Origin of the sequence: Ensifer sp. 1H6, from assembly GCF_001976035.1 — a bacterium.
Taxonomy (GTDB): Bacteria; Pseudomonadota; Alphaproteobacteria; order Rhizobiales; family Rhizobiaceae; genus Ensifer; species Ensifer canadensis.
Window position 1 is genome coordinate 59692 of record NZ_MOAI01000002.1, and the last position, 21233, is coordinate 80924.

Annotated in this window: 17 protein-coding genes and 1 pseudogene; 10 read left to right on the plus strand and 8 right to left on the minus strand. The window is 60.8% G+C overall.

Annotated elements, in window-relative coordinates; translation table 11 throughout:
* Positions 1 to 17: 17 nt before the first annotated feature.
* From BKP54_RS03190 to BKP54_RS03205, 4 genes are all read right to left on the minus strand, one after another.
* Positions 18 to 1040, minus strand: a complete 1023-nt coding sequence (locus BKP54_RS03190; protein ID WP_057214353.1) for a glycosyltransferase — start codon at positions 1038 to 1040, stop codon at positions 18 to 20.
* Entirely contained in the window at positions 1037 to 2068 is a 1032-nt protein-coding gene (locus BKP54_RS03195) for a glycosyltransferase (protein ID WP_025427084.1), read from the minus strand. Before BKP54_RS03195 ends, BKP54_RS03190 begins: the two co-directional genes overlap by 4 nt.
* An 18-nt stretch (positions 2069 to 2086) precedes the next feature.
* On the minus strand, positions 2087 to 2896 hold the full coding sequence (locus tag BKP54_RS03200) for a glycosyltransferase family 2 protein (protein ID WP_025427085.1): 810 nt from the start codon (positions 2894 to 2896) through the stop codon (positions 2087 to 2089).
* Positions 2897 to 2979: 83 nt separating this feature from the next.
* Positions 2980 to 3450: an Lrp/AsnC family transcriptional regulator gene (locus BKP54_RS03205; protein ID WP_025427086.1), complete on the minus strand. Its 471-nt coding sequence runs from the start codon at positions 3448 to 3450 to the stop codon at positions 2980 to 2982.
* An 845-nt stretch (positions 3451 to 4295) separates the two neighbouring features.
* Here BKP54_RS03205 and trxB point away from each other — a divergent pair.
* The 5 genes from trxB (at position 4296) to BKP54_RS03230 (ending at position 9221) form a co-directional block, all read left to right on the plus strand.
* Positions 4296 to 5270, plus strand: coding sequence for a thioredoxin-disulfide reductase (trxB, locus tag BKP54_RS03210; protein WP_025427087.1), 975 nt, complete (start codon positions 4296 to 4298; stop codon positions 5268 to 5270).
* A 115-nt stretch (positions 5271 to 5385) separates the two neighbouring features.
* A complete protein-coding gene (locus BKP54_RS03215; RefSeq protein ID WP_038577011.1) occupies positions 5386 to 6282 on the plus strand; it encodes a LysR family transcriptional regulator VtlR in 897 nt (298 codons plus the stop codon).
* 616 nt (positions 6283 to 6898) lie between these two features.
* The gene (locus BKP54_RS03220) at positions 6899 to 7189 is read left to right on the plus strand and encodes a metalloregulator ArsR/SmtB family transcription factor (protein WP_025427089.1); all 291 of its coding nucleotides are present in this window, start codon (positions 6899 to 6901) and stop codon (positions 7187 to 7189) included.
* A 41-nt stretch (positions 7190 to 7230) separates the two neighbouring features.
* Positions 7231 to 8352 carry an alkene reductase gene (locus BKP54_RS03225; RefSeq protein ID WP_025427090.1) on the plus strand — a complete coding sequence of 374 codons (1122 nt, stop codon included), beginning with the start codon at positions 7231 to 7233 and terminating at the stop codon, positions 8350 to 8352.
* A 68-nt stretch (positions 8353 to 8420) separates the two neighbouring features.
* Positions 8421 to 9221 (plus strand): aminoglycoside phosphotransferase family protein, encoded by an 801-nt coding sequence (locus BKP54_RS03230; RefSeq protein ID WP_025427091.1) that lies wholly within the window; start codon positions 8421 to 8423, stop codon positions 9219 to 9221.
* Positions 9222 to 9223: 2 nt separating this feature from the next.
* On the opposite strand, the gene BKP54_RS03235 is transcribed toward BKP54_RS03230, so the two are convergent.
* On the minus strand, positions 9224 to 9793 hold the full coding sequence (locus BKP54_RS03235) for an XRE family transcriptional regulator (protein WP_025427092.1): 570 nt from the start codon (positions 9791 to 9793) through the stop codon (positions 9224 to 9226).
* A gap of 36 nt (positions 9794 to 9829) precedes the next feature.
* Here BKP54_RS03235 and BKP54_RS03240 point away from each other — a divergent pair, with 36 nt between their 5' ends.
* Positions 9830 to 10339 (plus strand): GNAT family N-acetyltransferase, encoded by a 510-nt coding sequence (locus tag BKP54_RS03240; RefSeq protein WP_025427093.1) that lies wholly within the window; start codon positions 9830 to 9832, stop codon positions 10337 to 10339.
* Between the two features lie 151 nt (positions 10340 to 10490).
* The gene (locus tag BKP54_RS03245) at positions 10491 to 11372 is read left to right on the plus strand and encodes a lytic transglycosylase domain-containing protein (RefSeq protein WP_234907880.1); all 882 of its coding nucleotides are present in this window, start codon (positions 10491 to 10493) and stop codon (positions 11370 to 11372) included.
* Here the strand turns inward: BKP54_RS03245 and BKP54_RS03250 are convergent.
* Complete coding sequence (locus BKP54_RS03250) at positions 11362 to 12396, minus strand: NAD(P)H-binding protein (RefSeq protein WP_025427095.1); 1035 nt, start codon at positions 12394 to 12396, stop codon at positions 11362 to 11364. The two genes, BKP54_RS03245 and BKP54_RS03250, sit on opposite strands and share 11 nt — an antisense overlap.
* A gap of 94 nt (positions 12397 to 12490) precedes the next feature.
* Between BKP54_RS03250 and BKP54_RS03255 the strand changes: the two genes are divergently transcribed.
* Positions 12491 to 13405: a LysR family transcriptional regulator gene (locus BKP54_RS03255; RefSeq protein WP_025427096.1), complete on the plus strand. Its 915-nt coding sequence runs from the start codon at positions 12491 to 12493 to the stop codon at positions 13403 to 13405.
* Positions 13406 to 13451: 46 nt separating this feature from the next.
* Here BKP54_RS03255 and gyrA read toward each other — a convergent pair.
* Positions 13452 to 16224, minus strand: a pseudogene (gyrA, locus tag BKP54_RS03260) (DNA gyrase subunit A).
* Between the two features lie 334 nt (positions 16225 to 16558).
* Here gyrA and BKP54_RS03265 point away from each other — a divergent pair.
* Positions 16559 to 17188 carry a MarC family protein gene (locus tag BKP54_RS03265; protein WP_025427098.1) on the plus strand — a complete coding sequence of 210 codons (630 nt, stop codon included), beginning with the start codon at positions 16559 to 16561 and terminating at the stop codon, positions 17186 to 17188.
* 261 nt (positions 17189 to 17449) lie between these two features.
* Here the strand turns inward: BKP54_RS03265 and BKP54_RS03270 are convergent, their stop codons facing one another.
* The gene (locus BKP54_RS03270) at positions 17450 to 17998 is read right to left on the minus strand and encodes a single-stranded DNA-binding protein (protein WP_025427099.1); all 549 of its coding nucleotides are present in this window, start codon (positions 17996 to 17998) and stop codon (positions 17450 to 17452) included.
* A gap of 280 nt (positions 17999 to 18278) precedes the next feature.
* On the opposite strand from BKP54_RS03270, the gene uvrA reads away from it, so the two are divergent.
* A complete protein-coding gene (uvrA, locus tag BKP54_RS03275) occupies positions 18279 to 21200 on the plus strand; it encodes an excinuclease ABC subunit UvrA (RefSeq protein ID WP_025427100.1) in 2922 nt (973 codons plus the stop codon).
* Positions 21201 to 21233: the final 33 nt, after the last annotated feature.

Genomic DNA, 21233 nt, shown 5'->3' on the forward strand with positions numbered 1-21233 from the left:
TAGTGGCCGACTGCCGCCTATTTCTTCGAGGCGAACAGCTTCAAATAGGCGTTGGTGATGGCCTGTTTGGAAAACTGGTTCATCAGCGTTTCGTAGCCGCGTTCTGCCAAACGCGACCCGATCTGTCGGTCGTTTGCTATGCGCTCGATGGCGTGGCCGAAACCCTCGGCATCGCCGATATCGACCATCAGGCCGTTTTCACCGTCGCGCATGAACCATTGCGGTCCTTCAGAGCGGCTTGAAACGACTGGCGTGCCCTGCGCCCAGGATTCGAGAATAACGTTGCCGAGTGGTTCATGGCTTGACGCCATGACGAAGATGTCTGCGGCGGCCAGGAACGCACGCGTGTCCTTTTGCCAGCCGGCAAATCGCACCCGGCCCGAAACACCGAGATCGATGGCAAGCTTTTCGAGGTTTTCGCGCTCTTCCCCATCTCCGACAAGCCAGAGATACGCACCCGGCACCTTGGCGATCGCTTCGATCAGCGTATGGAAGCCCTTGCGCTCAACGAAGCGGCCCATCGACATGACGACCGGCGCGTCGTTCGGCGTATCCAGCGTGGCGCGGCTGACGGCAGCGACGCGTTCGGTATTGGTGAAATTGGAGATAACCTCGACGTCGCGCTTCCAACCGATTTCGCGCACATGCGCGGCGATGCCAGGAGTGTTGCAGACGAGGCAGTCGGTGTTGCGGAAGTAGTCGAGCCGCGGCGGGTAGTCGCCGAGCCGCGAGATCTTGATGCAACCCTTGTAGTTCGGCATCAATTCGCTGGCACGGGGCGCCCATGCCATAAGAGCATCCGGCTTCCACGTCTTGGCGAGCCGTGCTGTCTTCCATGGAAGAAGGATGCGGTCGACCGACAGGTTCCGGAAATGGCTCTCTTTGATTCCGACGGAAGGGCTGATGTCCTTGCGCCAGATCCGATCCGGTCGAATGATCGCCTTCTGTTCAACGCCGCGCTCGGCAAAGGCATTGACGAGATGGACGAAGAAACGCTCGGCGCCACCATCCTTGCCGAAGTGAAAATGGACGAGTTTCATGTTTGCTTCGAACCCCGGGCAAACAGCTCGAGGTAGGTCTCTGAGATCACCTGCTCCGAAAAACGCTTGGCAAGCGTATCGCGCCCACCTTCGCAGAGGCGCGTGCGAAGCGCCGGGTCGTCGCGCAGCCGTTCGATAGCGATTGCCAGACCCTCCGCATCGGCACAATCAACCATCAGTGCGTCCTGGCCATCCGTCATGACCCAGGACGGCCCCTCGGCGCGAGACGCAATAGTGGCTACTCCCGCACCCCACCCCTCAAAGCAGACGTTGCCCAAAGGCTCATGCAATGATGTGATCGCGAAGGCATCGCCCGCCGACAGGTAGCCATAGGCGTTCGTCTTCCAGCCAGGAAAGCGCACACGGTCCCTTATGCCGAGTTCTTCTGCAAGCCGTTCGAGGTTGGCGCGTTCGGGACCATCGCCCAGCAGCCAAAGATAGGCGCCATTGACCTTGGCGACGGCGCGCAGCAGATGATCGAAGCCCTTTCGCGGCACGAACCGCCCCATGCCGACGACGACAAAGGCATCCTCCGGCGTTTCGAGGTCTCGGCGCTCTATCGCGGCCGCCGGCGTTGCCCGTGTGAAGTTGGCGATCACTTCGACCCCACGCTTCCAGCCGAGCTTTCTGACGCGATCGGCGATATCGGGTGTTATGCAGACGAGCGTCTCGACATTCGTGTAGTAACCGAGGTGCTCCGGATAATCGCCAAGTCGGGAAATGCGGAAGGCCTTGTTGTAGACAGGCATGAAACGGCTTGCGCGAAGCTGCCAGGCCATGATCACGTCGGGTTGGAACTCCCGCAATATCCGCTGCATGCGTGCCTGAAGGACAAAGCGCGAGAGCGAAATTCGGCGAAAGACGCCTTCGTAGATCTTGCCGCAATGCTCCAGCTCTTGACGCCAGCTTCTGTCGGGCCTGATCAGCATGCGCTGCTCGACACCACGATCATGCAATGCGTTGACGAGATTGACGAAGAACCGTTCCGCTCCACCGTCCTTGCCAAAATGGATATGCATCACTTTCATAAAATCACCTGGATGCTTTCAATGCAGAGCGGCATCATCGTTGTTGGGACGCTTACTGAGTGCGTGCCTCTGATAGATTTTTGCGGCGGTCAAGAATGCGTATACGGCGCCCGTCATGGCTTCGATGAAGCCCGGAAAGCCACAGCGCCAAAGCCCGTTTCGGAAATAGAGACGATAAAAGTAAAGCGGTGGGCTGAACAGCATCTTGTATGGCCGCGGTGGTTTTCCGGCCGCTGCCTGCTGATCCGCCTTCAGCGTGGAGTACTTGTTTTCCTTCAGGATCTGTTCGTCGATAACAAGCGGACGATAATGAAGCAGGCTGCCTTTGCTGGCGGCGCCAACATGACCATCGGGTACGATACCCTCGTGCACTTTCTGACTGAGGTCGTAGCGTCCCCTGCCCTTGCGGATCAGGCGCAGATTTCGCCTCTCATGCACGCGCACCGGCGTATAACCGTAACCGATCAAATAGGGGCGGCGCGCCACGCGCCAGCCGACCGTCTCGGCCGGCCCGTCAAGCAGCGACGGCAGAAGCGCCTTCAGCGGTTCATCAAGGCGTTCGTCGGAGTCGATGTTGAAGCACCAGGGTTGCGTGCACTGGTCCAGCGCGAACTGTTTCTGGCCCGCATAGCCCCGCCAGGGCTCGTGCATGAAGCGGATCGGCCATCCATTATCGATGAAGGATTGCACGAGCGCGGCAGTGCCATCCGTCGATCCCGAATCGACGATGACGATCTCGGCGCACTGCTCGAGGCTCTCGATGCAGTTGCCGAGGTAGGCCTCTTCATTCTGGCAAATGATGAAGGCGGAAAGCGGAAGTTTGCTCATGGATGACGCCACTCAACTTCGGTCGTGTCTGCGTTCTCCAAGGGAGCCTCGCTGCCGTTGCGGATCCGCAAGTGTTCCGGATCCTAGATCTGGACCAGCCCGATATCCTTGACCTGACGAATGGTCAACATCGTGCGAACCGTATCGACGCGCTCGTTGGCGGTCAAAACCTCGATGACGAAATCCTGGAACGCGGTCAGGTTCTCGGCGACGCAATGAAGCAGAAAGTCGCTTTCGCCCGAGACTGTCCATGCCTGGCGCACGATCTGCCATTCCGCGGTTGCCGCGGCGAATGCCTTGAGATCCGCCTCCGACTGCCGCTTGAGACCCACCATGCAGAAACCCACCAGATCGAAGCCGAGCGCCGGTGCGTTCAGCAGCGCGTGGTAGCCCTTGATAACGCCGGTTTCCTCGAGTTTGCGCACCCGTCGCAGACAGGGGGGCGCCGAAATGCCAACACGCTGGGCGAGATCCACATTGGTCATCCTGCCGTCACGCTGGAGCTCGCGAAGGATCTTGAGATCGATTGCGTCGAGCTCGACTTGTTTCGTCATGAAGGTTCGTCCTTTTCACAAAGCGACTTTGATGCATGGGGCAAAGCCGAAGAGGAGTATCTTTGCTTGGATTGCCCGGTAGGTTGTCGTCACCGAGCCGATTTTATCAGGTTGGCCATAGAGAATTGATCGACAGTCGACCGTCCGTTCGACCTGCACGTAGTGACGGACCCTGCGTGTGCAGTTCTCGCTCGTAGCGCGTGAGCCTTGTGTTATCGGCGGGCGATCTTGGAGGCGTGGAGGCGTATGTTTGCGATCCGGTTCCCGCACTGAAGGCGAGGCTACTCTCCGGTCGTGAATTGCCGAACGCGGCGAGTTCGCGGTCGAGCCAAACGCGGCTTGCATTCAACCCCATATGCCTCTCCAGCAAAGTGAATCCGCGTGAAATATCGCCAAACCGATCCGACAACAAGCATCTGCGCCGACTATTCGCGGGAAAACCGGCGTTCAGAGGCGGTCGCGCCCGGTTGACGTCGATTCTTTTGGGGGCGTTCGTCGAAAAACCTGTGGCGATCCACGCCTTCGCGCCCGTCCTAGGTCTTCCGTCAGGCGTGTAAGGGGGCAGTCGTGTTGCCCTCGATCCCTGTATCTCATGTTCCGTTCGCTGGATCCGGTTCTCATGCGATGTCATCACGGGCTTGTGACGTGAAGAAGGGGGACGCAAGCGGTGCAAAAATGCCTGATCTGGTGTCAAATCGGCGCCTTGGGCTCAAGCACTTGTGTGTATCACCGCGACCGCCCTTGAAAGTCCCGGGGGGGAATACCTAAAGTATGGCACTATTTGCCTGTGATGTAACGGAACCGGACAGGGCCCTTCGGCCATTCGGTGAGCGAAGGACAAGACCATGACTGCCCGCCACGTAAAAGCGCTGATCATCGGCTCCGGCCCGGCCGGTTATACCGCCGCCATCTACACGGCGCGCGCGATGCTGGAACCGGTCCTGATCGCCGGCATGGAACAAGGCGGCCAGTTGATGATCACCACCGATGTGGAGAACTATCCGGGCTATGCCGATCCGGTTCAGGGTCCGTGGATGATGGAGCAGATGCTGAAGCAGGCGACGCATGTTGGCGCCGAGATCGTCAATGATCTGGTCACGGATGTTGACCTTTCCGTTCGCCCCTTCCGCGTCAAGACCGACAGCGGCAACGATTGGACGGCTGACGCCTTGATCATTGCCACCGGCGCCAAGGCAAAGTGGCTCGGCATCGAAACCGAGCCGACTTTCATGGGCTTCGGCGTTTCGGCCTGCGCCACCTGCGACGGGTTCTTCTATCGCAACAAGGACGTCATCGTCGTCGGCGGCGGCAATTCGGCCGTTGAAGAGGCTCTTTACCTCTCCAATCTCGCAAAGACCGTCACCGTCGTTCATCGCCGCGATTCGTTCCGCGCCGAAAAGATCCTGCAGGAGCGCCTGTTCGCCAAGCCCAACGTCAAGATCATCTGGGACCACGAGGTCGTCGAATATCTTGGTGCCGCCCCCAAGCCGCCGATGCCTGCATCGGTCAATGGCGTGAAGCTGCGCAACACCAAGACGGGCGAAACGAGCGACATGGTGACCGACGGCGTCTTCGTCGCAATCGGTCATGCGCCGGCTGTCGAACTGTTCAAGGGCAAGCTCCGGCAGAAGTCCAATGGCTATCTCTGGACGGCCGCTGATTCGACGGCGACCGATATACCCGGCGTTTTTGCCGCAGGTGACGTCACCGACGACATCTACCGCCAGGCCGTGACGGCTGCAGGCATGGGATGCATGGCGGCGCTCGAGGCCGAGAAATACCTGGCGGGTCATATGCCCGTCGCAATTGCAGCCGAATAGAAGCTGCGAATCGGGAAGCTCCAGGCAAGGAGCCTTCCCGTATGGGAACAGATGCATCAGCCGCACGCGGAGGACATGATCCCGTCCCCCGGGGTGGTTTCATATGGGGGACTTCATGTCGCTGGATTGGGACAAACTGCGCATTTTTCACGCGGCGGCCGAGGCTGGGTCGTTCACGCATGCGGCAGACAAGCTCCATCTCTCTCAGTCGGCGATCAGCCGTCAGGTGAGCTCGCTTGAGCAGGATGTCGGCATCAAGCTGTTCCACCGCCACGCGCGCGGCCTGATCCTGACCGAGCAGGGCGAGATCCTCTACCGGACTGCGCACGAAGTGCTGATGAAGCTCGAAAGCGTCAAGGTTCAGCTGAGCGAGACGACCGACAAGCCGAGCGGCAAGCTGCGCATCACGACGACCGTAGGCCTTGGCCAGGGCTGGCTGACCGACAAGATCCAGGAGTTCATGTCGCTGCACCCTGATGTCCAGGTACAGTTGATCCTCGATAACGAGGAGCTCGACGTGAACATGCGCCATGCCGACTGCGCCATACGCCTGCGCCAGCCGCAGCAATCCGACCTGATCCAGCGCAAGCTCTTCACCGTGCATATGCACGTCTATGCGGCGCCCTCCTACATCAACAAGCACGGCGAACCGCAGTCGCTCGACGATCTCGACAACCACCGCATCATTACCTTCGGCGAACCTGCGCCAAACTACCTGCTCGACGTCAACTGGCTCGAAATCGCCGGCCGCGATTCCGACAACCCGCGGACCTCGCATCTGCAGATCAACAGCCAGACCTCGATCAAGCGCGCCTGCCTGCTCGGCATCGGCATAGCGATGCTGCCTGACTATATCGTCGGCCGCGATCCAGGCCTGATACAACTTCCGATCAGTGCCGACATTCCGTCGTTCGACACCTACTTCTGCTATCCCGACGAGATGAAGAATGCTGCCAAGCTCAAGGTCTTCCGCGATTACATCGTCGCCAAGGCCAGGAACTGGAGCTTCTGACGCCAAAGGCGCCATTGCTCGATTTGTGAGCATTTGCCGGATGGCTGATTAGCTCGTTGTTTTATAATCGTAATTTAGATCGTGCGGCGCATTTGGTGCGCCGCATTTTGTTTGTGCGGTGCAAAAATGAGCAGTGATGCGCACATGGCATGGCTGACATGCATATTAAATGATTGCTGCTCGCCCAAAAAAGCAGCATACCACCCTCAGCTGATGCATCTTTGGTGGCTTCTCCTCCCAGTGCCACCGCAGCAGCTGTTCCCCTCTGGAGGTTTAATTACCTTCACAACTATAAGGGCCCAAGTCATCTTGTGGCCCTCTTTTTTTGTCTACTGTGTGGACACGGGCGAGCCGTGACGAAATTCACAGCCGGCTATTGAAAGCTGGTACTTCGCTTCCCATATCAAAATGTAGCTGATGCATTCTTGGTGGCTTTCTCCTCCCCGCCACCGCAGCAGCTGTTCCCCTCTGGAGGTTCTAATTACCTTCACAACTACAAGGGCCCAAGTTTTCTTGCGGCCCTCTTTTTTTGCTCATTTCCTCCTCACGCTCTTGTGATTTGAATATCGAGTGTAGCCGATACATCTATCGATAAAACACGATATGGCGATAGACGATGGATCGAGACGAAATCTTCAAGGCCCTGGCACACCCGGCAAGAGTGAGCATCCTTGCTTGGTTGAAGGAGCCCGAGGTGCACTTTCCGACCCAGGAGCATCCGTTTGAGATGGGCGTTTGCGCGGGGCAGTTCGAGCGCTGCGGCCTGTCGCAATCGACCGTATCCTCCCATCTCGCCATTCTCCAGCGCGCTGGCCTGGTGACAACCCGCCGTCTCGGCCAATGGGTTTTCTACAGGCGCAACGAAGAGACGATTGCCGCGTTCCTGAAGGACATCGGCAGTCTCTGACACCCCCCCCCAAGACCAAACTGAAACCGAAAGGACCTGCAATGGCTACCCTATTCGATCCCATCACCATTGGTGACATCACCCTGAAGAACCGCATCGTCATGGCGCCGTTGACGCGCAATCGTTCGCCGAAGGCCGTGCCGAACACACTCAACGCCACCTATTACGAACAGCGCGCATCGGCTGGCCTGCTGATCACCGAGGCAACTGCGATCACCCAGCAGGGCCAGGGTTATGCCGATGTGCCCGGGCTCTACACATCCGAAGCCCTCGAGGGCTGGCGCAAGGTCACCGATGCCGTGCATGCCAGGGGTGGCCGGATTGTCGTACAGATGTGGCATGTCGGCCGGATCTCACATGATTCGCTGCAGCCGGACGGTGGCAAGCCGGTTGCACCTTCAGCGATAAGGGCAAAGTCCAAGACCTATCTGATCAATCCCGATGGCACGGGTTCGTTTGCCGAAACCTCCGAACCGCGTGCGCTCGACATCAGCGAACTCGACGGGATCGTTGAGGACTATCGCAAGGCTGCCCGCGCCGCGATCGATGCCGGCTTCGACGGTGTCGAGATCCACGCCGCCAATGGCTATCTCATCGATCAGTTCCTGCGCTCCGGTTCGAACCAGCGCACCGACGCCTATGGCGGTTCGATCGAGAACCGCGCCCGCTTCCTGTTCCAGGTAGTTGATGCCATCACCTCGGAGATCGGCGCCGGCCGTGTCGGCATCCGTCTCTCGCCGGTGACGCCCGCCAACGACGCCTTCGATCCGGAGCCGCAGGCGCTGTTCAGCTATGTCGTCAAGAACCTGGCCCGTTATCCCCTCGCCTATCTCCACATCATCGAGGGTGCGACCGGCGGTCCGCGCGATCACCAACAGGGCGAGCGTCCGTTCGACTACCACGCTCTACGCGCCGTCTATGCCGCTGCCGGCGGCAAGGCTGCCTGGATGACCAACAACGGATATGATCGCGATCTGGCGGCAAAGACAGTTGAAAGTCGCGAGGCCGATCTGGTCGCCTTCGGTAAGCCGTTCATTGCCAATCCTGACCTTGTCGAGCGCCTGCAGGAGAACGCTCCGTTGAATGCGCCGGATCAAGCGACGTTCTATGGCGGCGGCGCAAAGGGCTATACCGACTACCCGTCTCTTGAACAGGTCGCCTGATACCACCACATCCCTCAAGCCCCGCCGGTCGGCGGGGGCTTGATCGCCAACGGACCATCCCTCCTTGTATGTTTGCTCCCTACCTCGAAAAATGGTCGCTGCAGCCGGACGGTGACCGGGTCTCAACGCGATCGAGCCAACTGCTGCCGGTGCGCTGGCGCGGCCTGCCGGCAATGCTGAAGGTCGCTCACGAGGTGGAAGAGAAGCTCGGCCGGTTGCCGATGCTCTGGTGGGCCGGCCAGGGTGCTGCCGAAGTCTATGCCGACGACGAGGATGCGCTTGTGATGGAGCGTACCGACAGCCGGCGATCGCTGTTTCATATGGCGATGACGGGAAGCGACGAGGTGGCGACACGGATCATCTGCGGGACGGTGGCTGCGCTCCATGCGCCCCGCGATGCGGCCATTCCCGATCTCGTCCCGCTTGAGAGATGGTTTGCGGCACTGGCGCCGGCAGCACGAACCCATGGCGGCGTGCTGGCGCGTTCGCTTGCGGCGGCCGAGGCCTTGTTTTCCGATCCGCATCCGCCGGTCGTGCTGCATGGCGATGTTCACCACGGCAACATTCTCGACTTCAGTGCCCGTGGCTGGTTGGCGATCGACCCGAAGCCGGTCTATGGCGATCCGGGTTACGACTATGCCAATCTCTTCTGCAATCCGGAACTGGCTGTGGTGAGCGAGCCCGGTCGCCTGCAACGCCATCTCGCTATTGTCGCAGAGGCGACTCGACTGGCGCCGCGCCGTATCCTTTCCTGGATTCTGGCCTATGCGGGTCTCTCTGCCGCATGGTTTCTGGAGGATGATGACGACTTCGATGTCGAGGGCGAAATGCTGGTCGCGCGGATCGCTGCAGCCGAAATCGACAGGTAGCGTCAGCGGCTGCTTAAGAGGATCACCGCATAGACACATAACGTATCGTTGCCATTGCGGAAGATGCAGTCCGTGGGTGGTCCGAGCTCAAGGCAATCGCCTGCTGCCAGCGCATGCGTCTCCTCGCCTTCCGTGAAGGTCAAGGCGCCCTGCTTCACCCAGATCAACTGGCGAAACATTGCATAGGCGGCCGCCGGCATAGGCACGTCCGCACCCGCTGGCAGTTCGACCTCGATCAGTTCCAGCGGCAGCTCGGAGTTCGGTGAGACATGCCGCCTGAGATATCCGCTTTGCGGATCGCGCCAGACCGGCTGGTGCTCGCGCCGCGACAGGCGACCCTCCTGAATTTCCGCGCGGGCGATCAGCGTCGACATGGTCAGGCCGAAGGCACCGGAAAGCCGCGCAAGCAATGTTGCCGTCGGACTGCTATCTGCGCGCTCGATCTTGTGGATCATCGTGCGGGAGACGCCGGAGCGTTCCGCAAGCTCGCTCAGTGACCAGCCGCGGATTTCCCGCTCGAGACGAATGCGATCACTGATGCGTTGATCAAGGCTGTACACTTTAGTATCCATGACGTAGTCATATGGTGTACGAACATGCGGGGCAACATGCTGACCAGGCAAGCAACGAAAGATGACCTGCCGGTCATCTGCGACATCTACAACGACGCGGTGGCCAATACGACCGCCATCTGGAACGACACGATCGTCGATGTCGCCAATCGAGCTGCCTGGCTCAGGGCGCGAAGCGATGCCGGATACCCGGTCCTGGTCGCGGTGGCAGACAGCGGCGATATCGTCGGCTATGCCTCCTTCGGCGACTGGCGTGCGTTTGACGGTTACCGGCACACGGTCGAGCATTCCGTGTATGTCCACCGCAAAAGCCGTGGCGGCGGCATCGGCCGCGAGCTGATGGTTGCCTTGATCGCCGAGGCCGAACGTCTCAACAAGCATGTGATGGTGGCGGGGATCGAGTCGGAGAATGCCGCCTCGATCCGGCTTCACCAACGGCTGGGTTTCACAGAGACCGGTCGAATGCGCGAAGTTGGAACGAAGTTCGGCCGTTGGCTCGACTTGACCTTCATGCAACTGGTGCTCTCCACCGGCTCACCCGCCTGAAGGACCTGTTTTTCCTGACCTCGCGAGATGCTATGTATAAAGCCGGTCTGTTTCGATGAGGCATTGCGGGCGGTACGGCATGGGGAACGGCAGCTCAAAAGGTCTTGCGTTTGCCGCCAGAGGGCTGCTGGCGCTTTTGATGGCCGTGAGCATGGGGTCGCCGGATATCGCTCAGGCTCGCATCGACGAGCTGCCGGTGCGCGCCAAGTGCATCTATGTCGGCCGGTCGGTGACGGACCCGGTTAAATCGCTGTGCATCAGCAAGGAAAGCTTCGAGCGCGATGTTTGCGGCGTCATCGATCATTATGCCGCCGCCAATGACTTGCCTTCAGCCTTCTTTGCGCGCCTTATCTGGCGCGAAAGCCTGTTTCGGCCGAATGCGGTCAGCCCGAAAGGGGCGGAAGGCATCGCGCAGTTCATGCCGGGAACGGCGAAAATGCGTGGCCTTTCCAACAGTTTCGATGTCGTTGCCGCTCTGGGAAAATCAGCCGAATATCTTGGTGAGCTGAAGTCGCGCTACGGCAATCTCGGTTTTGCCGCCGCCGCCTACAATGCCGGTGAAAATGGGCTGGAGCGTTTCCTCGAAGTGGACTGGCTGCCGACGGAGACACGCAACTATGTGCTGGCGATCACCGCCTACAGCGTCGAGGACTGGCGGGACAATCCGCCAAAGACACTCGATCTGACGCTCGACAAGAGCAAGAATTTTCTCGACGGCTGCGTGGCGCTGGCCAGCACCCGCCAACTGCGCGAGATCGACGTGATCGATGAGGCGGAGTGGGCGCCCTGGGGCGTACAGCTTGCGGCGCATTTTCAGAAATCGGTGGCGCAGCGGCTCTTCGTCAACGCTGTCAAACGTCTGCCGGCCCCGATCCGTAGCGAGAAGGCCCTGCTCCTGCGCGAACGCAATGCCAGCTTCGGCCGCCGCATTCGTTATGCCGCCCGAATCGGCCGCGATAGCCAGGTGGAAGCCAATGCGCTTTGCGCCACCATTCGGAAAAATGGTGGCGCTTGCTTGGTCTTCAGGAACTGATCGCCATTTTGGCTGGGGTGAGTCCCTCGCCGGCGCCGATTTGTCCGGCACTCTGCGGCAAGCAGCCGAGCGCCTTGAGGGTTTTGGCCACCGCTTCATCGATCGGTGTACGCGGCTCCTCGCCGAGCAAGTCCAGCAATCGATTGTTCGGCATCCGTAGCGGTTGGCGCCAGAGGTAGCGCATCTTGCGCAACTCCCGAAAGAGCGGGACGAAGGGGGAAGCCAGCGTCACCAGCCACCATGGAAAGGCACGTGCCGGAAGCCTTTGCTGTCCCGCTGCGCGCCGGATGGCGGCGATCATCTTCGTGCCGTCATCATCGACGAAACCGCCCATATGGTAGACGGCAAAGGCCGGCAGATCCTCGGCACGCTCGACCAGACGGATCATCGTCTCGGCCACATCGGGCAGATAGGCCCATTGGTGGGCGACGCCCTTCTTTCCGGGATAGCTGATCGCGGTCAGCGGCTTGCCCGGCTTGACCAGCCCTTGCGAAAACCAGTTGTTGGCGGCATCGGGGCCGAAGAAATCTCCAGCCCGCAGGATGATCACGCCGACACCGGCGTCTGACGCAGCTTTCAATCGAAGTTCCATCTCCTTGCGGATCATGCCCTTGTCCGTATGCGGGTTCTGCGGGCTGTCTTCGGTCAGAAGCGGGAAGGCATCCTGACCGAAATTGTAGATCGTGCCCGGCAGCAAAATGCGCGCGCCTTCCGCTTTCGCGGCGGCAATGGTGTTGTCGAGCATCGGCAGTACCAGCTTGCCCCAGTTGCGGTAACCGGGCGGATTGACGGCATGAACGATCAGTTCGACGCCTTCTGCGGCGGCGCGAACGTCCAGCCGCTTCATCGCATCGCCCTCCACCCATTCGTACGCGGGCGCCTTCTGCGCGGCCTTGGCGATATTGCGATTGAGTGCGCGCACTTTCCATCCCCGCTGGCTGAGGCCGCGGGCGACGGCACCACCGATGCCGCCGGTCGCGCCCAATACCAGGACTGTTCTTGCCTTTTCCAGATTGTCGGTCATTGCGTCTGCTCCATCGGTTCTGATGGAGGAAATGTCGTGCAATTCCGGGATAAACGGAATTGTCGTTTTCTGTTTCATTGCTATACTTTTATGTATGAGCAAGATCGAGCCGAGCTGGGACTACTACCGGACTTTCCTGAAGGTGCTGAAAGAAGGCTCGCTGTCGGCGGCGGCGCGCGAGCTCGGCCTGACGCAACCGACGGTCGGGCGCCATGTCGATGCAATGGAGGAGATGCTCGGCTTTCCGCTCTTCACTCGCTCGCCGCAGGGACTGTTGCCGACCGATGCCGCCCGCGCGCTTCAACCCTATGCCGAAGCGCTCGCAGCAACATCAGCGGCCCTGCTTCGCGCTGCCTCCGGCCAGCAGGATACGGTCAGCGGAACGGTGCGCATCAGTGCCAGCGAAGTGATCGGTATCGAGGTGTTGCCGCCGATCCTTGCCGAGCTGCATGTGCAATATCCGGATCTGACCATCGAGCTGTCGGCTTCCGATGCGATCGAGGACATCCTGCGGCAGGAGGCGGACATCGCCGTGCGCATGGCGGTGCCCAGTCAGGATGCGCTGGTGGCGCTTCATATCGGCGCGGTGCCGCTCGGTTTTCACGCCCACCGGCGATACCTCGACCGGCGCGGCACCCCGGCCACGCTTGCCGATCTGAGCCGCCACAGCCTGATCGGCTATGACCGCGAGACGGCGGCGATCCGGGCAATCATCGCCCGCACACCCGGCCTGCCGGACGTGCGCTTTGCGCTGAAGGCAGACAGCAACCTCGCGCAGCTTGCCGCCATTCGCGCCGGTTTCGGCATCGGTATCTGTCAGAATGCGCTTGCTGCCCGCGACCCCGATATTCTCCCGGTACTGGCAGACGGGTTCGTAATGAAGCTCGAGACATGGCTCGTCATGCACGAAAACCTGAAGGCGGCGCCGCGTTGCCGGGTGGTCTTCGATGCGCTGGCCAAGGGCCTGAGAACCTACATTCGCCCGCCGGAAATCATGGCTGCCCAATAAAAAAGCCCGCCGATCGGCGGGCTTTTCAGTCGGTTGGAGCCGCCTATCAGGCTTCGGCTTCCGGCGTTTCCGGTGCGCCGTTTTCGGCTGCCACCAGGTCCTCGCCTTCTTCGTCACCTTCCGGTTCGCTGATGCGCTCGACCGAGACGACCTTTTCGTCCTTGGCCGTCGAGAAGATCGTCACGCCCTTGGTGGCGCGGCTGGCAAGCCGGACGCCATTGATCGGCACGCGGATCAACTGGCCGCCATCGGAAACGAGCATGATCTGATCGTTGTCTTCGATTGGGAAGGCCGCGACGAGTACGCCGATCTCCGTCGTCTTCGAGGTGTCGGTGGCGCGGATGCCCTTGCCGCCACGACCCGAGGTGCGGAATCGTAGGACGACGAACGTTTGCCAAAGCCCTTCTCCGAAACCGTCAGAACGAACTGTTCGCGCGCCTTCAGCTCTTCGTAGCGCTCGTTGGTGAGTTCGCCACCTTCGGTGACTTCCTCGCCGACCAGAGCGATTTCTTCTTCCTCGCCGTTCGTGCGCCGCTCGGCGGCTGCGCGCTTCAGGTAGGCCGCCCGTTCCCATGGCTCAGCATCCACATGGCCGAGGATCGCCATCGAGATGATGCGGTCGCCGTCACCAAGGTTGATGCCGCGGACGCCGATCGAGTTGCGGCCGGCAAAAACGCGCACGTCGTCGACCGGGAAGCGAATGCACTGGCCGAGCGCCGTCGTCAGCATGACGTCGTCATGCTCGGTGCAGGTGTCGACCGAGAGGATCTCGTCGCCATCCTCCTCCAGTTTCATCGCGATCTTGCCGTTGCGGTTGACCTGGACGAAGTCGGACAGTTTGTTACGGCGCACCGTGCCGCGCGTCGTCGAGAACATGACGTCGAGGTTTTCCCACGTCGTTTCGTCCTCGGGCAGCGGCATGATCGTCGTGATGCGTTCGCCGGGTTCAAGCGGCAGCATGTTGATCAGTGCCTTGCCGCGCGATTGCGGCGTGCCGATAGGCAGGCGCCAGACCTTCTCCTTGTAGACGATGCCACGGGAGGAGAAGAACAGAACCGGCGTATGAGTGTTGGCAACAAATAGCCGGGTAACGAAATCCTCGTCCCTGGTTGCCATGCCGGAGCGGCCCTTGCCGCCGCGGCGCTGCGCGCGATAGGTGGTCAGCGGCACGCGCTTGATGTAGCCGAGATGCGAGACGGTCACGACCATGTCTTCGCGGGCGATCAGGTCCTCGTCGTCCATGTCGGGACCGCCTTCGGCGATCTCGCTGCGACGCGGCGTGCCGAACTCCTCGCGAACGGCGGTGAGTTCGTCCTTGACGATGGTCATGATGCGGAGACGCGACGACAGGATATCGAGGTAATCCTTGATTTCCTCGCCGATCTTGTTGAGTTCGTCGCCGATTTCGTCACGACCAAGCGCAGTCAGGCGCTGCAGGCGCAGGTCGAGAATGGCGCGCGCCTGCTCTTCCGACAGGTTGTAGGTATTGTCTTCGTTGATCCGGTGACGCGGGTCGTCGATCAGCCGGATGAGGCTGTCGACGTCATGCGCCGGCCAACGGCGCTCCATCAACTGTTCGCGCGCGGTCTGCGGATCGGGCGCATGCCGGATCAGCTTGATCACTTCGTCGATGTTGGCAACCGCGATGGCGAGACCGACCAGGACATGCGCACGGTCGCGCGCCTTGCGCAGCAGGTACTTCGTTCTCCGGCTAACGACTTCCTCGCGGAACGAGACGAAGGCGCGCAGCATGTCGAGCAGCGTCATCTGCTCCGGCTTGCCGCCGTTGAGCGCCACCATGTTGCAGCCGAAAGACGACTGCAGCGGCGTGTAACGGTAAAGCTGGTTCAGGATGACGTCGGCATTGGCGTCGCGCTTGAGTTCGACGACGACGCGGTAGCCCTGACGGTCCGATTCGTCGCGCAGATCCGAGATGCCTTCGATGCGCTTATCGCGCACCAGTTCGGCCATCTTCTCGATCATCGTCGCCTTGTTCACCTGGAAGGGAATCTCGGTGATGATGATCTGCTCGCGGTCACCGCGCATCGGTTCGATATGGGCACGACCGCGCATGATGACCGAACCGCGGCCGGTCTCGTAGGCCGAGCGGATACCCGAGCGGCCGAGGATGAGCGCACCGGTCGGGAAGTCCGGCCCCGGGATGATTTCCATCAGCTCCGGCAATTCGATCGCCGGGTTGTCGATCAGCGCCATACAGCCGTTGATGACTTCGACGAGGTTGTGCGGCGGAATGTTGGTCGCCATGCCGACCGCGATGCCGCCGGCGCCGTTGACGAGCAGGTTCGGGAACTTCGCGGGCACCACCACCGGCTCGCTCATCGTGCCGTCGTAGTTGTCGCGGAAATCGACCGTTTCCTTGTCGAGGTCGTCGAGCAGCGAGTGCGCTGCCTTCTGCAGGCGGCACTCGGTGTAGCGTTCTGCCGCCGGCGGTCGCCGTCGACCGAGCCGAAGTTGCCCTGGCCGTCGATCAGCGGCAGCCGCAGCGACCAATCCTGGGCCATACGTGCCAGCGCATCGTAGATCGCCGAATTGCCGTGCGGGTGGTATTTGCCCATCACGTCCCCGGTGACACGGGCGCATTTGACGTACTTCTTGTTCCAGTCGATGCCGAGTTCGCTCATCCCGTAGAGGATGCGGCGATGAACGGGTTTCAGGCCGTCACGCACGTCTGGAAGCGCGCGGCTGACGATGACGCTCATGGCGTAATCGAGATAGGACCGCTGCATTTCCTCGATGATGGAAATCGGCTCGATGCCTGGCGGAGTCTTTCCGCCGCCGGGAGTGCTTTGCTCAGTCAATTGTGATCACGATCTTTGTTCAGAATCAGTCGGATATTTATAGCCGAATGCGCCTGGAAGCGCCAATTTTGGCCCGTGGTTGTGAACAGTCTTTTGCCGTCGGAACAGGCTTTTCTAGGGCATTGCAGCGGAAATCGGAAGTGCTGGCGACAAAGTCGGCTGCCCGGCCTGAACGGCTGTGAGAAGGTTCCGTCACATCCTCATTAAGCTATTGCTCAAGCTTTGGCCACCGACCCCTTCCCAAGCCCCCTCCGCTTGCCTAACAATGCCGATCTGCCACCGGGAAAACTCGGGGCGCGCGCGCACGCACGCGACAATCCGGAAGGGGAAACGGATGTTCAATGTCGACCTCCTGGTCAACGCACTCACCACCCTGCTCGTCACGCTCGATCCGCCGGGGCTCGCCCCGATCTTCCTGAGCCTCACCGTCGGCCTCAGCCGGCAGGAACGCTTTCAGGTCGCCACACGCGGCTCGCTGATCGCCTTCTTCATCCTTGCTGCCTTCGCCGTCTTCGGTAACGGCATTCTCGGCCTGCTCGGCATATCCATCGGTGCCTTCCGCATCGCCGGCGGTCTGCTGCTGTTCTGGATTTCCTTCGAGATGATCTTCGAGAAGCGTCAGGAGCGAAAGGAAAAGACCGGCGAAAACGCCACCACCAAGGACCACATCCACAATATCGCGGTGTTCCCGCTTGCCCTGCCGCTGATTGCCGGGCCGGGCGCGATCTCCGCGACGATCCTGCTTGCCGGCTCGTTCCCGACGGCGGTCGAGCGCACGCAGCTGTTGATCGTCATCGCGCTGTCGATGGTCAGTCTTTTCCTGGCGCTTGTCATCGCCGAACGCATCGACCGTTTTCTCGGCGTCACCGGCCGGGCAATCCTCACGCGCCTGCTTGGGGTCATCCTGGCGGCACTTGCAGTCCAGTTCGTCGTCGACGGCGTGAAATCGGCAATGGCGGTCTGAGGCCATCGGGACGTTTGAGCGCTTCCGCTTTGGATAGAGTTGCGGAAGCGTCCCGTCTCCTGGTCATACGCACTTCCGGACGAAAACCGCTTCGCACTTTTCCTGGAAATGCTCCAACCGACAGAAACGTTCATTCGAACGCAAAAAGGGCCGGTTTCCCGGCCCTTTTTCAATGTCACGATATTGCCATTAAAGGCCCGTGCCGTTCCAGTCTGCTCACCAAAGGGCGTCCGCAACTGAAAATCGCCGTGTTCGCGTGGCTCAGAACGGGATGTCGTCGTCGAGATCGCGCGAGAAGTTGCCGCCACTCTGGCTGCCCTGACCACCCTGGCCGCCGCCGGAGCGACCGCCGCCGGAGGACTGGCGCGGCTGCTGATCGTAGTCGTCGTAGCCGCCGCCAGCGCCGCCACCGAAATCGCTGGAGCCGCCACGGCCGGCGCCGGAGCCGCCGCCCTCGCCGCGACCATCAAGCATGGTCAGCGTCGAGTTGAAGCCCTGCAGCACGATTTCGGTCGAGTAACGATCATTGCCCGTCTGGTCCTGCCATTTGCGGGTCTGCAGCGCGCCTTCGATATAGAGCTTCGCGCCCTTCTTGACGTATTGCTCGACGACCTTGCACAGGCCTTCGTTGAAGACGACGACGGTGTGCCATTCGGTCTTTTCCTTGCGCTCGCCGCTGTTGCGGTCACGCCAGGTTTCCGATGTGGCAATGCGCAGGTTGGCGATCGGCCGGCCGTCCTGCGTGCGCCGGATTTCCGGGTCCGCCCCGACGTTTCCGACCAAGATCACCTTGTTGACGCTACCAGCCATATTGCTTTTCCCGTGGTTTTGCCGCGCCGCCGGCACGGCTTTCGAATTTCAAGAACGCGTATCTTAGCGGTCCGCTGCCGCGGATACGCCCCGCATCATACATAATCCACAACAGATTTAGTCGATTTGCGTGTTGTTTGTTCTTTCTTTGTTCTAATATTTCCCTATGATCCTGTCAACCGAATCGAAATGGCCACCAGTTTTGCCGATTGCGCCTCGACATGGGCGTTAGCGTCATTACATAGGGGGCTTTCAACCGACATGCAAAAGCTGGCTTCCGATGAGCGAACTCAAGACCATCTCCATTCGTGGCGCGCGCGAGCACAATCTCAAGGGCATCGATCTCGATCTGCCGCGCAACAAGCTGATCGTGATGACAGGGCTTTCCGGCTCCGGCAAGTCGTCGCTCGCCTTCGATACGATCTATGCCGAAGGCCAGCGTCGCTACGTTGAGAGCCTGTCTGCCTATGCGCGCCAGTTCCTCGAGATGATGCAGAAGCCGGATGTCGACCAGATCGACGGCCTGTCGCCGGCAATCTCGATCGAGCAGAAGACGACCTCGCGCAACCCGCGCTCGACGGTCGGCACCGTGACCGAGATCTACGACTACATGCGCCTGCTGTTTGCGCGCGTCGGTGTGCCCTATTCGCCGGCGACCGGCCTGCCGATCGAAAGCCAGACAGTCAGCCAGATGGTCGACCGTGTGCTCGCCTTCGGCGAAGGCACGCGTCTTTATATTCTTGCGCCGCTCGTGCGCGGCCGTAAGGGCGAGTACAAGAAGGAACTCGCCGAACTGATGAAGAAGGGCTTTCAGCGCGTTAAGGTCGACGGCACCTTCTACGAGATCGCCGAGGTTCCTGCCCTCGACAAGAAGTACAAGCATGACATCGACGTCGTCGTCGACCGTGTCGTCGTGCGGCCCGATCTCGCCTCGCGGCTTGCTGACAGCTTGGAAACATGCCTGACGCTGGCCGACGGTCTCGCCGTTGCCGAATTCGCCGACAAGCCGCTGCCGCCGGAAGAAACCGCGGCCGGTGGCTCGGCCAACAAGTCGCTCAACGAAACCCATGAGCGCGTGCTGTTTTCGGAAAAGTTCGCCTGCCCGGTCTCCGGCTTTACGATTTCCGAGATCGAGCCGCGCCTGTTCTCATTCAACAATCCCTTCGGTGCCTGCCCGACCTGCGATGGCCTCGGCAGCCAGCAGAAGATCGACGAGGCGCTGATCGTACCAGAGCATAACAGGACGCTGCGTGATGGCGCGATCGCGCCTTGGGCCAAATCGTCGTCGCCCTATTACAACCAGACGCTGGAAGCGCTCGGCAAGGTTTTCGGATTCAAGCTCGGCAATCGCTGGAGCGAACTGTCCGTCGACGCGCAGAAAGCCATCCTGCACGGCACCGAAGAGAAGATCGTCTTTCATTATGAAGACGGCGCTCGCTCCTACAACACCACCAAGAATTTCGAAGGCATCGTGCCCAACCTCGAGCGCCGCTGGAAGGAAACCGACAGCGCCTGGGCGCGCGAGGAGATCGAGCGCTATATGTCGGCTGCCCCCTGCCCGGCCTGCGCTGGCTTCCGCCTGAAGCCGGAGGCGCTCGCCGTCAAGATCGACACGCTGCATATCGGCCAGGTCACCGAGATGTCGATCCGCATCGCACGGGACTGGTTCGAGGCATTGCCGGGACATCTCAACACCAAGCAGAACGAGATCGCCGTTCGCATCCTCAAGGAGATCCGCGACCGCCTGCGGTTCCTCAACGATGTCGGTCTCGAATATCTCAGCCTGTCGCGCAACTCCGGCACGCTGTCGGGTGGTGAAAGCCAGCGTATTCGCTTGGCATCGCAGATCGGCTCTGGTCTGACGGGCGTGCTCTACGTGCTCGACGAACCGTCGATCGGCCTGCACCAGCGCGACAACGCCCGCCTGCTCGAGACGCTGCGCCATTTGCGCGACATCGGCAACACGGTCATCGTCGTCGAGCATGACGAGGACGCTATCCTGACGGCCGACTATGTCGTCGACATCGGCCCGGCCGCCGGCATCCATGGCGGCGAGGTCATCGCCCAGGGTTCGCCTGCCGACGTGATGTCCAATCCGAAGTCGCTGACCGGCAAGTATCTCTCCGGTGAACTGTCGGTTGCCGTCCCGAGCGAACGCCGCAAGGCGAAAAAGAAAAAGGAAATCACCGTCGTCGGTGCACGCGCCAACAACCTGAAGAACGTCACGGCGTCCATTCCGCTCGGCATTTTCACCGCGGTTACGGGCGTGTCCGGTGGCGGCAAGTCCACCTTCCTGATCGAGACGCTCTACAAGGCCGCCGCCCGCCGTATCATGGGCGCGCGCGAAAACCCGGCCGAACACGATCGCATCGACGGCTTCGAGCACATCGACAAGGTGATCGACATCGACCAGTCGCCGATTGGCCGCACGCCGCGCTCAAACCCGGCGACCTACACCGGTGCCTTCACCCCGATCCGCGACTGGTTTGCCGGTTTGCCGGAAGCCAAGGCCCGCGGTTACCAGCCCGGTCGCTTCTCGTTCAACGTCAAGGGTGGGCGCTGCGAAGCCTGCCAGGGCGACGGCGTCATCAAGATCGAGATGCACTTCCTGCCGGATGTCTACGTCACCTGCGACGTCTGCCACGGCAAGCGCTACAACCGCGAAACGCTGGACGTGCATTTCAAGGGCAAGTCGATCGCCGATGTGCTCGACATGACCGTCGAGGAAGGCGTGGAGTTCTTTGCTGCCGTTCCCGCAGTGCGCGACAAGCTGGTGACGCTGAACCAGGTGGGGCTTGGCTATATCAAGGTCGGTCAGCAGGCAAACACGCTCTCGGGCGGCGAAGCCCAGCGCGTCAAGCTCGCCAAGGAACTGTCGAAGCGCTCCACCGGACGCACGCTCTATATTCTCGACGAACCGACAACCGGCTTGCATTTCCACGATGTGGCAAAGCTTCTTGAAGTTCTGCATGAACTCGTCAACCAGGGCAATTCGGTCGTGGTCATCGAGCACAATCTCGAGGTGATCAAGACGGCCGATTGGGTCATCGACTTCGGTCCCGAAGGTGGCGACGGCGGCGGCGAAGTCATCGCCAAGGGCACGCCGGAGGATGTCGTCAAGGAGCCGCGTTCCTATACCGGCCAGTTCCTGAAGGAGCTTTTGGAGCGTCGTCCGATGAAAAAGGTTGAGGCGGCCGAGTGAGCGTCTCGGGCAATAGGCGGAGCGACACCGTCG

Excerpts from the sequence above, each read along its gene's own strand:
- BKP54_RS03255 (WP_025427096.1), top strand. The coding sequence starts at position 12,491 with ATGAGCAAGATCGAGCCGAGCTGGGACTACTACCGGACTTTCCTGAAG.
- BKP54_RS03195 (WP_025427084.1), bottom strand. The coding sequence starts at position 2,068 with ATGAAAGTGATGCATATCCATTTTGGCAAGGACGGTGGAGCGGAACGG.
- BKP54_RS03230 (WP_025427091.1), top strand. The coding sequence starts at position 8,421 with ATGTTTGCTCCCTACCTCGAAAAATGGTCGCTGCAGCCGGACGGTGAC.
- BKP54_RS03225 (WP_025427090.1), top strand. The coding sequence starts at position 7,231 with ATGGCTACCCTATTCGATCCCATCACCATTGGTGACATCACCCTGAAG.
- BKP54_RS03205 (WP_025427086.1), bottom strand. The coding sequence starts at position 3,450 with ATGACGAAACAAGTCGAGCTCGACGCAATCGATCTCAAGATCCTTCGC.
- BKP54_RS03215 (WP_038577011.1), top strand. The coding sequence starts at position 5,386 with ATGTCGCTGGATTGGGACAAACTGCGCATTTTTCACGCGGCGGCCGAG.
- BKP54_RS03200 (WP_025427085.1), bottom strand. The coding sequence starts at position 2,896 with ATGAGCAAACTTCCGCTTTCCGCCTTCATCATTTGCCAGAATGAAGAG.
- trxB (WP_025427087.1), top strand. The coding sequence starts at position 4,296 with ATGACTGCCCGCCACGTAAAAGCGCTGATCATCGGCTCCGGCCCGGCC.
- BKP54_RS03245 (WP_234907880.1), top strand. The coding sequence starts at position 10,491 with ATGGGGTCGCCGGATATCGCTCAGGCTCGCATCGACGAGCTGCCGGTG.
- BKP54_RS03240 (WP_025427093.1), top strand. The coding sequence starts at position 9,830 with ATGCTGACCAGGCAAGCAACGAAAGATGACCTGCCGGTCATCTGCGAC.
- BKP54_RS03220 (WP_025427089.1), top strand. The coding sequence starts at position 6,899 with ATGGATCGAGACGAAATCTTCAAGGCCCTGGCACACCCGGCAAGAGTG.
- BKP54_RS03270 (WP_025427099.1), bottom strand. The coding sequence starts at position 17,998 with ATGGCTGGTAGCGTCAACAAGGTGATCTTGGTCGGAAACGTCGGGGCG.
- BKP54_RS03250 (WP_025427095.1), bottom strand. The coding sequence starts at position 12,396 with ATGACCGACAATCTGGAAAAGGCAAGAACAGTCCTGGTATTGGGCGCG.
- BKP54_RS03265 (WP_025427098.1), top strand. The coding sequence starts at position 16,559 with ATGTTCAATGTCGACCTCCTGGTCAACGCACTCACCACCCTGCTCGTC.
- uvrA (WP_025427100.1), top strand. The coding sequence starts at position 18,279 with ATGAGCGAACTCAAGACCATCTCCATTCGTGGCGCGCGCGAGCACAAT.
- BKP54_RS03190 (WP_057214353.1), bottom strand. The coding sequence starts at position 1,040 with ATGAAACTCGTCCATTTTCACTTCGGCAAGGATGGTGGCGCCGAGCGT.
- BKP54_RS03235 (WP_025427092.1), bottom strand. The coding sequence starts at position 9,793 with ATGGATACTAAAGTGTACAGCCTTGATCAACGCATCAGTGATCGCATT.